Genomic DNA, 12,883 nt, shown 5'->3' on the forward strand with positions numbered 1-12,883 from the left:
TGCTCAGCCTGCCACCTGCTCAGCCCGCTACCAACCGCCATCCCGACGCACGGTGGCGCTGGTTCCAGAACGCGGCGTAGTTCCCACCGGCTGCGAGCAGAACTTCGTGGGTTCCCACTTCGACGATCGATCCGTCGTCACCGAGCACGATGATCTGGTCTGCGGCCACGACAGTCGACAGCTTGTGCGCGATCACGAGCAGTGTGCTTTCACTGGCGAGTTCCTGCATCGCACGCTGTACATGGGCCTCGTTCTCGGGATCGAGCGCGGCCGTCGCCTCGTCGAGCAGAACGATAGGTGCGCGTTTGAGGAGTGCGCGCGCGATGGAGACCCGCTGCCGCTCTCCACCGGACAGTGCCGTCCCGCCCTCACCGACGCGGGTGTCCCAACCCCGCGGAAGTCGCTCGACGATTTCCGCGACGCCCGCGATCCTAGCCACGTCGAAGACGTCATCGTCCGTGGCTTCGGGGCGACCGAGGCGGATGTTCGCGATCAACGTGTCGTCGAAGAGGTACACGTCCTGGAAAACCAAGGACAATTGTGACATCAGATCGGCACTCGTGAGGTCCCGCACATCGACGCCGCCGACACGCACCACCCCCGAGTCGACGTCGTAGAAGCGCGAGATCAGCCGGGTGACGGTGGTTTTGCCAGACCCTGACGGACCGACCAACGCCGTCAGCGACTTCCGCGGCACCTCGAAGGAGATGTCCCGCAGCACCTGCCCACCGTCCGCGTAGCCGAAGTCGACGGCGTCGAACTGCACGGCTGTCTCCCCCGTCGGCTGCCCGCTGGTATCGGGTTCTACCAGTGGTTCCACTTCGAGGATCTCGGACATCCGACGGATTTCGTTGCGTGCCATTCTGATTGCACCGCCGAACTCGCCGATCTCACCCAGCGGCTGGATGAACCGTGCGGTCAGGCCGAGTAGCGCGATCAACGTGACAGGGTCGATGTCGCCGCCGAGCGCGAGGAATGCACCCAGGATGATCACGGCAGAGAAGACGAATTGCAGGGCGATCCCGTTGACCACGGACCCGATCACCACGAACCACAGTTGTGAACGACCCGCAGTGTGTTGCGCTTCGATCGCGTCGTCGAGCGGTTCGTACACCCCGTGTGTGCGTCCGAAAGCACGCAGGACCGGTTGGCAACGAGCGTATTCGAGCACTCGATTGTTCGATTCGACGGCTGCGGCATGTGCCCGATCGTCGGCCTTGGCAGTCATCGTCGAGGCAAATCTGGCTGCCGCGAACAGAATCGGAACGCTGACCATCAGTGCCAGCCCGAGCCGCCAGTCGAAGAACAACATGCACACGACAATGGTTGCCGGGCTGGCGATTCCGGAGATGATCGGTGTCATGAGGTGCGCAGCCGCCCCCATCACCGAGATGGTGCCCTTGCTGGCAACCTGCGATACCTGGCCGAGTCGGCCGGCACCGAACCAGCCGAGCGGCAGAGTGACGAGATGATCTCCCAGGCGCAGATGCATAGTCCTCAGCAGCGTGAGGGCCGACTCGAATCCCTTCATCGCCTGCAGGTAATGCGCAATCGAACTGATCACGGCGCACACGGCCATTGCGGCGAGCCACCGAAGGAAACTGCCCCAGTCCTGATCGAACAGTGCCTGCACCGCCGGGACCAGTAGCGCCACTGCCAAACCTTGCATCACGCCGTACAACACTGCCCACACCAGGAACTCGCGATAACGGCCCTGATTCTGCGGGCCGAGTATCCGGAAGAGGTCGCGAATCATGAGTTGGCCTTTCCTGCTGCGTCAGACATACCAGCGATGCTGTCGGCCCGACTGTGTTCAATCGAGTCGGCCCGACTGTGTTCAATCGAGTCGGCCCGACTGTGTTCAATCGAGTCGGCCCGACTGTGACTCGCCCACATCCGGGCATAGGTTGAACCACTCGCCACAAGCTGATCGTGTGTGCCCTTCTCCACGATCCGTCCGGCATCGAGAACCACGATCTGATCGGCGCTCACGATCGAAACCAACCGGTGCGCGATCACCAGCACGGTGCGCCCCACCGTCAAGCGCGACAACGCCTCCTGGATATCGGCTTCGGACTCCGGATCGGCGAAAGCGGTTGCTTCGTCGAGCACGAGAACAGGAGTGTCCGCGAGAATCGCACGCGCAATGGAGACCCTTTGGGCTTCACCACCCGAGAATCTGGCGTCGACCCCGACCACGGAGTCGTAGCCTCTCGGGAGCGCTTCGATTCGGTTGTCGATCTGCGCGGCTGCGGCAGCGGCCTTCACCTCAGCCGAAGTCGCCTGCGGTCGGGCAAGCCGAATGTTGTCGAGCACGGTCGCTTCGACCAGCTGCACGTCCTGCAGAACGAATCCGACGTGGCGGTACAGCTCGTCGGTCGCCACGTCCCTGACGTCGGCACCACCGATGGCCACGGATCCGGCACGCACGTCGTGGAACCTCGGAACCAGCGTTGCCAGCGTCGACTTACCCGAACCCGAAGGTCCGACCAACGCCGTCACCGTGCCCTCCGGCAGCGTCAGATCGATGTCGGTCAGAACGTCGGCGCCGTCGTCGTAGGCGAAAGAAACTCCGGAGAATCGAACTTCATTCCCCGCGGGACTTTTCGGATGATCGGTTTCCGGCAGCGCCTCGGTCGAGAACAGCGCAATCAGTCGCGCCGCAGCGGCGGCTGCCTCTCGGCGAGCCTGCATACCGAAACCGATGGTCGTCACCGACACCGGAATCACCATCGCGACAAGAGAACTGGTCAGCACATCGATGGGTGACACCCATCCGGAGTGGACGAACCACGAGCCGAGGCCAAGGTTGACCACCAGCACTACCGGTGCGCTCAATGCAATCGAGGCCAGCGCCTCGGTCCGGAGCATCGGGCGAACCCAGCCCTCGTACGAGAGTGCAAATGCCTTGGCGGCGTCGCGGTACCGGGAGTGTGACTGCTTGTCCTGACCGAAGGTCTTGACCACTGCGATACCGGTGACGAACTCGACGATGGTGTTGCTGATGGCCGCGATGCCCTCATTCATCCGGCTCATCTTGACGGCCATGTCCTTGGTCATCGTCGCGTAGGCGATCATGTAGATCGGGAGCGTGGCAATCGCGACCAATCCCAGACGCCAGTCGATCGAGATCACGTAGCCGAGTCCGACGAGCGGCACTGCGATGGCTCCGGTGGTCTCGACGGCGCTGTGCGCAACCAGGTAATGGAGATCGGAGATGTCGTTCTGCGCGGCTTTGCGCACGGTTCCGGACGAGTGGGAGGTGAACCAGCCCAGGGGAAGTCGACCGAGAGTCGCTGCGATTCGACGCCGCAGCACCGCCTGCAGATTCACATCGGCGAAGTGCGTCACGATCAACGCACCGCCTCCGAAGAACGCACGCATACCCAGACCGAAGACGACCACCCACACGATCGTCCAGACACGGGACGAGTCGACGTCACCGCCCACGATCAGCGTCTTACCCAGTTCGGCGATGGCCACGTACGGCACGATGGCGGCGACCGCGGCGATCACCTGCATCACCATCGCGATGGTGGTCCGCGTGCGCACTGGAGCAAGGAGTTCGCGAAGCGCGCTCTTGTGCTCCGCCGCTTCAGCTTTGGCTTGCGAGGCTTCGGCCGCCGCTCCTTGTGATACGTCGGCCTCTTCAGATGAAATGTCTGCTTTCGTGGCCTGTGTCGTCGTCATTTCGAGAACGCCTTCCATCGGGTAACTGCGTCGGCGTCGGATGCGATGCGTCCTTGGAGCTCCGCGCCGGTGAGTGTGCGATCGGCAAGTGCCTCGAGGTCTTCGAGGATCCAGTAGACCGCGAAGGGATAACTGCCGAACCAGAGTTCGCCGCTGACGTCTGCCGTGCGCCCGGCCTGCACCGCAGGGATCTCGTTGAACAACGGATTTGCGTGTACCAGTGCGCCGCCGTAGATGTTTCCCGAGGTCACGACCATCGCGTCCGCCGCGTGCTGCCCGACCTCCTCTCCCGACACCGAAGACGTGGCGACACCTGTGTTCGGTCCGATCTTCGCGTCGAGTTCGGCTTGTGGACGCCTGAAACCGGCTTCCTCGATGATCGAGGACATCGGCGACTGTGGGATGACGGTGTAGATGCCGCCGGAGAATCCCACCAGCACGGACAACGTCTGCGGTTGCGCCTCGACCGTTCCGGATCCTTCGGCAAATTTGGTCTCGAGCCTCGACACGATTTCGCGAGCTTCGGACTCTCGACCCAGTGCAGTCGCCGCGGTATTCAGAACTTCGCGCCACGGCGCCGCATAGGCGAGCACCGTCGTCGGGGCAATCTCGTTGGCCTGAGCCGTGATCGACGTCAGCGACCCGACGTCACTGAGCAGGATTCTGTCAGGATCGATTGCTGCGATCTGTTCGACGTCGGGTGACTCGAAGAACGTCGGTTTGTCGACGACCTCTATGCCCTCGCTCTGCAAGATCTCCTTCGCCGCCTGTGATTGCAGGGTGGCAAAGACCGTATCGGGCTTGACCCCAAGTGTGAGCGCGTTGAGTGCTGCGAACTCGTCCAGTGCGCCCCACTGCTGCCGCATCCTTCTCTCCCCGCTTTAGTTACACACTGTCTCGATTAGGGGAGCCTACAATAACTCAGGCCGTTTGTGCAGCCCTCGTCACCGGAAGTGCAAACGCCGGCAGACACGCGACAACACTGATGACTGCGCCCATCACGAACGCCGCCCCGAACGAATCACCGGAAATACCGATCGCCAGGACTGCTGTGGTCACCGGCGCACCCACCGCCGATCCCACGGTCCTGATCACGCTGTTGACACCACTGGCCGCTGCCATCTCCGATGGCGGCACGATCGAAGCAACCAACAGAGCACAGACCGCGAACCCCACGCCGTTCCCCAACCCGACGAGGGAGAAGAACAGCACGATCGCAACCACCGAACTCGGCCAGATTGCAAGTCCGATCGCGCCCGTCGCCATGAGTGCCAGCGCTGTCACCGCCGGTACTCGCGGCCCGTATCGCCGCGCGAGAGCCGGCGTCAAACGCCCGCCGAGAAAGACGAGTACAGCGGCAGGCAAGAGCGCCAACCCGGTCTGCACGACAGTGAATCCGCTTCCGTACGTGGACGTGTCCGGCGCCTGGAGGATCCGCGGCAGGCAGAGGTAAAAGATGTACGGCACGAATCCGAACACCAGAGTGAGTGCGCTGGTGATCATCATCGGTTTGTCCCGAAAGACTCGCATGTCGACAATCGGCGCGTCGTGGCGGGAATCGACGGCAATCAGTGTCGCGAACGAAACGAACGCGATCACAACCAGACCCCAGAATCCGAGCGACAGAACTCCCCAGTCGGAGGCTTTGGTGATCGCCAGGAGCAGGCTCACCAACCCGAACGCGAGTGCTCCGGCACCGACCCAGTCCGTCGGCATACCCGGCCGGCGATGCGAACCCGGAACCACGGCCACCACCGCGACCAATGCGAGCACGATCAAGATCCCGGTGATCACGAACAACCACTGCCAACTGAGATACTCGAGAATGACACCGCCGATCACCAGTGCACTTCCGGCACCGATTCCCAAAGTCCCAGCGAGCCAACCTATCCCCGAAGACAACTCGGGGCCCACTACCGTTCTCCGCAGCACCGCCATCGCGAGCGGGAAGCTCGCCATACTCACTCCCTGGACGGCCCGAACGACGAGCAGCACCCCGATGTTCGGCGCTGCCGCGGCGGCGAATGTGGCGAGGGCAAAGATGATCAGAACGATCACCAGAACTCGCTTGTCGCCGAACCGGTCACCCATTGCCCCGACGATCGGAGCCATCACCGCGGCCGCCAACAGATAGGACGTAAGAATCCACCCGGTCACCGCCACGGACGTGTCGAAATGCTCACCCAACACCGGCAACGCCGGTACCAGCATCGTCTGCATGAGCGAGTAGACGAGTACCGCTCCAGCCAGGGCTGCGATCACCCGGCTCCCGGATCGCGTGGGCGCCTCTGCCAAGGTCGTCATCGACACCTTCCTCCAATCATGAATCGAATCGGAACGGAACACTCCGTTCCGATTGAGTAAACCATGCATTGCTAGCCTGTGGGAATGGCGAAAGAGAATGCGAGCCTCCCCGGACGCGCCCGAGAAGCCGCAGACAACGACGTCACCGTGCTGCGAGCGGCGCGCGAAATTTTTGCCGAACAGGGTTGGAATGCACCGGTATCGGCGATTGCCGCACGGGCCGGAGTGGGCGTCGGCAGCATCTATCGCCGATACCGAGGCAAGGAGGAACTGGCGCAATCCCTGCGCGTCTGGGCGATCGATCACCTCGCCACCCTTGCCCGAGAGTGCGTGAGCACCGCGAAAACCGATGAAGCCGTATTGAAGACGTTCTTCTCGCGATATCTCACCGAATCGATGGGACCGCTCATTCCGGTCCTCGGCGGCAGGTTGCCTGAACACGCCGAAGTCACTCGTGCCGCCGAAGAATTGGAGGACGCACTGCAATCCATGGTCGACGTCTGCATCGACGCTCACGAAGTCCCGCCCGGCTTCACTGCTGCAGACGTCATGCTCATGACAGTGCATCTGCGGCCGACTCTGCCGATCGAGGGCGATCGAGCCACCGAAATACACACGCGTTATCTCGATTTCATGCTCGACGGACTTCGTGGCGGAACACCTCAACCGTCGATCACTCCCCCATCCTGGAGCGAATGGCTTCAGATGTGGCAGGGCACCTGACCCGGAGAACACCCGAACGGAACATCAGGTTAGGCTTACCTAGCTTAGTTCGCCATGTTCGGAAGGTTTTCATGAAACTCACCCGCCGGTTCGCCGGATTCGCCGCACTACCCGCCGTCGCCGCACTCCTACTCACCGGTTGCGGAAGTAGCGACGCATCACCTTCTACCGAGACCAGGTCCGCCGACCAGTCCTGGAGTTACACAACGGGATACGGAAACACGATCACCCTCGATCACGCCCCGGAGCGGATCGTCGTCGACGCGTATTCCGCTGCTGCGCTGTGGGACTACGGTATTCGGCCGGTCGGCATCTTCGGTTACGGCGTCGGCAATCCCGACGTCACCGATCATACCGACGAGTCGACCATGACGGTCGTCGGCCGTGAAGGCGAACTCAGCGCGGAAGCACTTGCGGCACTGGACCCCGACCTCGTCATCGGGTACGGCAACAGTGACGACCCGACACGCTGGACTTGGTGGGACGAGCCGATGGGCAACACCGTCAACAATGTTGCACCGTTTGTCGGTGTCAAGTTCTCCGGAGCCTCGACACCGGACGTGTTGAGCGAATACGCCTCACTCGCCGAAGCTCTCGACGGGAACACCGACACAGCCGCAGCACGCGAGGGCAAGGAAGCATTCGAATCCGGTGCAGAGCGCATCCGAACTGCCGCGGCCAAGGTCGACGACATCGAAGTCCTCGCCCTGAACGGTGACAGCTCCGAGTTGTACGCAGGCACAACGGCGCTCGCCCAGTTCGGTTATCTGAAGGAACTCGGCGTGAAGTTCACCGGACCGGGAGGCGACAAAGGCTGGGCCGATCTCAGCTGGGAGCAGGTCCCGGATTACCCGGCGGACATCGTGTTCCAGTTCGCGAAGTCGGCAGAAGCATTCGCAGCATCACCCGTGTTCGTCAAGCTGCCCGCGGTAACCGCGAACCAGGTGATCGACTTCGACGACAAGCGTCCCAACACCTACGCCAATTACGGCGCCTGGTTCGAGCAGGTTGCACAACTACTCGACCAGGCCCGCAACGTCGCCTGAATTACTGCCCAGCAGTGATTCGCCCGGCCGCTTCCTCGAGAACGTCGAGGAAGATGGCCGCGGTGAGCGCAAATCCTTGGTTGTATCGCGCGTCGCTGGTCAACACGTTGCCCGCTTGAACTGCAGGCAACCGCTGCCACGTCGGCTGCGTCTTGATCGCGTCGAGTGCTTCCTGATCGCGAGCTTGGGCGATGATCACATCCGCCGGAGCCAAGGTGTCGAGTTGCTCGAACGACAACTCGAACGAGTTCTCTGCATTGTCGTCGTCACGGAAAAGCACGTTCAGGCCGGCATCGATTGCAACACTGATCCGCAGATTCCGCTGATGCACAAGGAATCCGGTCGGCGTCTGAACGCCGAACACGATCTTCTTTCCGCCCAGCTTCTCCTGCAACATGGGTCGCAGTCTCGCGAGCTTGTCGTCGTACTCCGCGATGGAAGCCTCGGCGATTGCCACACGGTCGAGTTGGCTCGCCTGCGCCATCAGCGCACCTCGCCAGTCGACCGGGTGTCCGGCGATCGGTTCGACGTCGTCGCCGACGACCAACAGTGGCGCGATGGAAGACAAGCGCTCGGTGCCGTACCAGTCACTCGTGTAGCCGATCGCAGTGATGACGATCAGATCAGGCTCGAGAGCGAGCAGAGCCTCGAAATTGGTGGAGAAGTCGCCCGCGACGTTGACGAAGCTCGCGTCCTCGATGGTGCGGCCGGGAAACTGGAATCCTGCCTTGGCATCGGGGAACCAGAAGTTCCCCGAACCGACGATCGGGTAGTCCATCATCATCGCGAATTCGAGGTCGACGCGTCCGTCCAGCACCACAACGCGCTTGGGGTCGCGGGGAACGTCGCCGCTGAACTCGCCCCACGTGTACGGGAGAGTGTCACTGGCCGAGTCCGACTCGGCATCCGAAGTTCCACACGCACTCAGCGCCAGTGCTGCAGCCACACCGGCTGCGCCACCGAAGAATCGGCGCCGTGAAATGCGGTCGACGATCTGAGCCCACTCCGTGTCGGTGACCTGCGTATCCAGGACGAGTGTCATACGTTTGCTCCTTCGATGTTTCGCTGACGCTCGCGTCCCAGCGGAATGACAAGCGGTGTATGGGAAACCGGATCGTCGATGATGCGGCACGCCATGCCGAACACCTCCTGCACCAGTTCTTCGGTGATGATCTCCGCGGGCGGGCCTTCGGCGACCACGGCGCCGTCCTTCATCGCGATGATGTGAGTTCCGTAGCGGCACGCGTGATTGAGATCGTGAAGCACCGCCACCAGCGTGTGTCCGTCGTTCTCGTTCAGATCGCGGCACAGCTCCAGCAGCTCGATCTGATGCGCGATGTCGAGGAACGTCGTCGGCTCGTCCAGCAGCACCAACGGAGTCTGCTGCGCGAGAACCATAGCGACCCAGACACGTTGGCGCTGACCACCGGACAGTTCGTCGACCGGCCTTGCCGACAGATCCGTGACCTTGGTTGCCTCCATCGCCTTGATGACGGCGGCCTCGTCCTCTCGCGACCACTGACGGATCAGCTTCTGATGCGGATAACGTCCTCGCGCAACCAGATCGGCGACCTTGATACCGTCCGGGGCGATCGACGTCTGCGGCAGAAGCCCGAGCCGCCTCGCAACTTCCTTGGCCGGGTACGACGTGATCGCTTTGCCGTCGAGAAGAACCTTGCCGGTGGTCGGCTTGAGCAACCGGGACAACGCACGCAGAAGTGTCGACTTGCCGCAGGCGTTGGGACCGACGATGACGGTGAAGCCACCGTCGGGGATCTCGACGTCGAGGTGCTCCGAGATGACGCGCTTGTCGTACCCGATCGTGACGTCCTCGGCGCGAAGCCGATTCGTCTTCTCAGCCACGACGCCCGCCGCACTTGCCTCGTTCACGCTGTTCCTCGTTCCTTCACCGATCACTGCTTACGGGCCTCTCGCGCGAGAAGCCATACAAAATAGATGCCACCGATGGAGACCGTGACGACGCCGACCGGCAACTGTGTCGGTGCAAAAGCTCGCTGCGCCACCCAGTCGCTGACCATCAGCAACGCGCCACCCATTGCTGCCGACGGCAGCAGGGTCACTCCGGCACTACCGGTCAATCGCCTCACCAATTGCGGAGCCGCCAGCGAGACGAATCCGATCGGTCCGGCCGCTGCTGTCACCATGGCCGTCAGAGCGACACCCAGAACAACCAGGGAAAGCCGCGTGGGTTCGGCCCGGACGCCGAGCGCCTTGGCGGCGTCGTCGCCCATCTCGAGCATCTGCATCCGCCTGCCCAACACCAGGATCAGCGGAACGAGGATGGCCAGCACGACGACCACCGGCCACACCTGAGTCCAGCCGAGACCGTTCAACGAACCGGCACCCCACACTGCCGCGGCCATGGCGTCGTCAAGTTTCGCCTTGAGAATCATCCAGGTGTTGACCGAGCCCAACATCGCACTGATGGCGATACCGACGATGATCAACCGGAATCCCTGCACACCACGCTTGTACGCAAGGAGGTAAACCACTGCTGCGGTCGCGATTCCGCCCACCAGAGCACCGACTGCGATCTCGTAGTAAGTACCACCGATGAGGAGGATGACCACAAGGGCGCCCGTGTACGCACCGGAGTTGAAGCCGATGATGTCTGGGCTACCCAACGGGTTCCTGGTGAGCGATTGGAAGATCGCACCGCTCATGCCGAGTGCCGCACCGAGCATCAGCGCCAACAGAACTCGGGGCAGACGCCATTCCACGACAACCATGTGGATACGCGCGGGAGCCTCGCCGAACAGTGCGCCGAGGACGTCCCCGATCGGCACCTGGTAGTCACCACTACCGAGGGCGATGACACCGATCGCCAGTGCAAGCGCAACGAGGATGAGGCAGACCGTGACCGTGCGGACGTCGATCCGCGCGGACCACCCTTCTTTGGGTGAGCGCACCACCGTGGTGGGGCGCCCGAAATCGATGCTCACAGACCGCTCACCTTGCTTCGACGCACCAGCATGATCAGCACCGGAGCTCCGATGAATGCCGTGACGATGCCGACCTGAAGTTCACCCGGGCGCAGCACGATTCGGCCGACGACGTCGGAGAAGAGAAGAAGAATCGGCGAGCACACCAACGTGTACGGGAGAATCCATCGCTGATCCGGTCCGACGAACCATCTCGCGACGTGCGGAACCATCAAACCGACAAATCCGATCGGGCCGGCCGCAGCTGTCGCTGCGCCACACAGCAAGGTCACCGCGATGACGCCGAGGATACGAGTACGAGTGATGTTGGCACCGAGCGAACGTGCCAGATCGTCACCCAAGGCCACGGCGTTGAGTTGGCGCGCCAACGCGAGCGCCAGGAAGAGCCCGATGAGAATGAAGGGGGCAACAGCCAGAACGATTTCCAACGAACGTCCGCTGAGTGAGCCGGCATTCCACTGGCGCATCTGGTCGAAGGCGGTCGGGTTGAGCAAGGTGATGCCGGACGAGATGCCGCCGAGCACGGAGCCGATGGCAACACCGGCCAGCGTCAGCCGAATGGGCGTCGCACCACCTCGGCCGATCGAGCCCAGCGTGTAGACGATCGCCGTGGCTATCACCGCTCCGAGGAACGCGAACCAGATGTACGACCAGATGCTGGTCAGGCCGAAGACCGCGACGGCGACAACCATCGCAAAGCCTGCTCCGGCATTGACACCGAGAATTCCGGGATCAGCCAAGGGATTTCGTGTCATCGCCTGGATGAGGCCACCGGCCACGCCGAGCGCCATGCCGACTATGAGACCGAGCAGAGTACGCGGTAGTCGCAGGTCACGGATGATCACGTGATCATTGGAATCGTCGTAGTTCACCAGCGCGTCGATCACGGTCCCGAACGGAATGGTCTTCGATCCCACCGCGATACTCAGAAGGAGCACGGCGGCGAGCACCACCAGGCACACCAGAAGACCCGCCATACGACGAGAGTTGGTCGATACCAGGCCGTCCGGTTGCTTCTGCTTCTCTTGCAGCGACTCGTCGATCAGTTCTTCGGTGTGTTTGTCGACGGCTTTCTCGTCAGCCGCACTCTGGTCGACGGCACTCTTGTCTAATCCAACGGTCACAAGCCGGCGCTCTCTAGAGTCTTCTCGACCTCGTCGCGGATCTCTTCCTCGTCGCGGTCCGATTCCCAGGCCGCATCGAGTGCCGCGCGGACACTCTCGTCGAGGGCCTCGTACTTCGCGTTCCAGACCTCGGCCTTGTACGTCCAGTAGCCGATGACCTTGTACTGCTCACCCGGCAACTTGAGTTCGTGGCGAAGGTACTTGCGGATGTCACGGAGCATCGTGCTCTCGCCTGCCACCCACACGTATCCGAGTTCGGTGGGCAGGTTCATCGCGCGAACCGCGTCCGGCAGCTTCGACGGTGCAACACCGTTGCCACTGCCGACCAGCCAGATGAACTCGACGTCGGCGTCCGAGGTGATCTGCTGCTTGTGCGACTCGTCCACCACCTCGACGATCGCCTTGGCCGACATGCCGGCCGGCAACTGTTCGATCAGACGACCGAGTGCGGGGAGTCCGGTTGCGTCGGCGACGAACACCTGCCAGCGTGCGTCGGCCGGCGGCTCGTAGAGGCCACGAGACTCGCCGATCGCCAACTTGTCACCGATCTCGGCTTTCTGCGCCCAGTCGCTGGCGATTCCGCCCTCGTGAACGACGAAGTCGATTGTCATTCGGCTGGTTTCGGCATCGAACCGTCGCACGGTGTACGGCTGGCACGGGGACGGTTCCTCGCCCTCCGGGTACCGCCAACCGCGCGGTGCGTCCGGATCTTCCGCAGGTAGAACGAACTCGCCTGTAGCCGGGACCGGGAAGTGGAGGCGCAGGTATTCGTCACCGGTACCGGTGGTTTCGAAGGCGGTCAGTTCCTCCCCTCCGAACACGACACGAACCATTCCCGGGGTCACGTACTCCTTGTGAAGTACCTCGCCGAACACAAGACTCACAACAATCTCCAACATCGATGGAACATGAACCGGACCCGAACACAAGGATCAAATCCGACTTCCGGACATAGTTAACCCGCGCTAAGTAAGGTAGACCTTAATTTATTGCAGTGTTGTCGATGAGTCGATGCCTTCTCCGCTGCAACGGG

Annotated in this window: 11 protein-coding genes; 2 read left to right on the forward strand and 9 right to left on the reverse strand. The window is 62.3% G+C overall.

Translation table 11 applies throughout. The features are described from left to right. Positions 1–19 precede the first annotated feature (19 nt). The 4 genes from AC1DWA_RS09225 to AC1DWA_RS09240 are packed head-to-tail and all read right to left on the reverse strand — an operon-like array spanning position 20 to position 5,994. Positions 20–1,756: an ABC transporter ATP-binding protein gene (locus tag AC1DWA_RS09225; RefSeq protein ID WP_259121022.1), complete on the reverse strand. Its 1,737-nt coding sequence runs from the start codon at positions 1,754–1,756 to the stop codon at positions 20–22. Beyond that, positions 1,753–3,690 carry an ABC transporter ATP-binding protein gene (locus AC1DWA_RS09230; RefSeq protein WP_477846229.1) on the reverse strand — a complete coding sequence of 646 codons (1,938 nt, stop codon included), beginning with the start codon at positions 3,688–3,690 and terminating at the stop codon, positions 1,753–1,755. Before AC1DWA_RS09230 ends, AC1DWA_RS09225 begins: the two co-directional genes overlap by 4 nt. Beyond that, positions 3,687–4,556, reverse strand: coding sequence for an ABC transporter substrate-binding protein (locus AC1DWA_RS09235; RefSeq protein WP_060939779.1), 870 nt, complete (start codon positions 4,554–4,556; stop codon positions 3,687–3,689). Before AC1DWA_RS09235 ends, AC1DWA_RS09230 begins: the two co-directional genes overlap by 4 nt. A 55-nt stretch (positions 4,557–4,611) precedes the next feature. Then, entirely contained in the window at positions 4,612–5,994 is a 1,383-nt protein-coding gene (locus AC1DWA_RS09240) for an MFS transporter (protein WP_070385493.1), read from the reverse strand. A gap of 84 nt (positions 5,995–6,078) precedes the next feature. Between AC1DWA_RS09240 and AC1DWA_RS09245 the strand changes: the two genes are divergently transcribed. Both AC1DWA_RS09245 and AC1DWA_RS09250 read left to right on the forward strand, forming a co-directional pair. Continuing rightward, on the forward strand, positions 6,079–6,717 hold the full coding sequence (locus AC1DWA_RS09245) for a TetR/AcrR family transcriptional regulator (protein WP_477846230.1): 639 nt from the start codon (positions 6,079–6,081) through the stop codon (positions 6,715–6,717). Between the two features lie 71 nt (positions 6,718–6,788). Next, the gene (locus tag AC1DWA_RS09250) at positions 6,789–7,763 is read left to right on the forward strand and encodes an ABC transporter substrate-binding protein (RefSeq protein ID WP_477846231.1); all 975 of its coding nucleotides are present in this window, start codon (positions 6,789–6,791) and stop codon (positions 7,761–7,763) included. Position 7,764: 1 nt separating this feature from the next. On the opposite strand, the gene AC1DWA_RS09255 is transcribed toward AC1DWA_RS09250, so the two are convergent. Genes AC1DWA_RS09255 through AC1DWA_RS09275 form a run of 5 tightly spaced genes read right to left on the reverse strand, consistent with a single transcriptional unit; the run spans position 7,765 to position 12,734 of the window. Next, a complete protein-coding gene (locus AC1DWA_RS09255) occupies positions 7,765–8,805 on the reverse strand; it encodes an ABC transporter substrate-binding protein (RefSeq protein WP_477846232.1) in 1,041 nt (346 codons plus the stop codon). Then, complete coding sequence (locus tag AC1DWA_RS09260; protein WP_438472257.1) at positions 8,802–9,653, reverse strand: ABC transporter ATP-binding protein; 852 nt, start codon at positions 9,651–9,653, stop codon at positions 8,802–8,804. Before AC1DWA_RS09260 ends, AC1DWA_RS09255 begins: the two co-directional genes overlap by 4 nt. A gap of 23 nt (positions 9,654–9,676) precedes the next feature. Then, entirely contained in the window at positions 9,677–10,726 is a 1,050-nt protein-coding gene (gene fepG / locus AC1DWA_RS09265; RefSeq protein ID WP_019744683.1) for an iron-enterobactin ABC transporter permease, read from the reverse strand. Next, the gene (locus tag AC1DWA_RS09270) at positions 10,723–11,850 is read right to left on the reverse strand and encodes a Fe(3+)-siderophore ABC transporter permease (protein ID WP_428690815.1); all 1,128 of its coding nucleotides are present in this window, start codon (positions 11,848–11,850) and stop codon (positions 10,723–10,725) included. Before AC1DWA_RS09270 ends, fepG begins: the two co-directional genes overlap by 4 nt. Beyond that, on the reverse strand, positions 11,847–12,734 hold the full coding sequence (locus tag AC1DWA_RS09275; RefSeq protein ID WP_445387140.1) for a siderophore-interacting protein: 888 nt from the start codon (positions 12,732–12,734) through the stop codon (positions 11,847–11,849). The genes AC1DWA_RS09270 and AC1DWA_RS09275 overlap by 4 nt, the downstream gene beginning before the upstream one ends. Positions 12,735–12,883: the final 149 nt, after the last annotated feature.

The sequence above is a fragment of the Rhodococcus sp. P4_F3_2 genome (assembly GCF_056401335.1).

Bases quoted from the DNA above. Each gene is read 5' to 3' on its own strand.
- AC1DWA_RS09235 (WP_060939779.1), bottom strand. From the start codon at position 4,556: ATGCGGCAGCAGTGGGGCGCACTGGACGAGTTCGCAGCACTCAACGCG.
- AC1DWA_RS09225 (WP_259121022.1), bottom strand. From the start codon at position 1,756: ATGATTCGCGACCTCTTCCGGATACTCGGCCCGCAGAATCAGGGCCGT.
- AC1DWA_RS09245 (WP_477846230.1), top strand. From the start codon at position 6,079: ATGGCGAAAGAGAATGCGAGCCTCCCCGGACGCGCCCGAGAAGCCGCA.
- AC1DWA_RS09230 (WP_477846229.1), bottom strand. From the start codon at position 3,690: ATGACGACGACACAGGCCACGAAAGCAGACATTTCATCTGAAGAGGCC.
- AC1DWA_RS09250 (WP_477846231.1), top strand. From the start codon at position 6,789: ATGAAACTCACCCGCCGGTTCGCCGGATTCGCCGCACTACCCGCCGTC.
- AC1DWA_RS09255 (WP_477846232.1), bottom strand. From the start codon at position 8,805: ATGACACTCGTCCTGGATACGCAGGTCACCGACACGGAGTGGGCTCAG.
- AC1DWA_RS09240 (WP_070385493.1), bottom strand. From the start codon at position 5,994: ATGACGACCTTGGCAGAGGCGCCCACGCGATCCGGGAGCCGGGTGATC.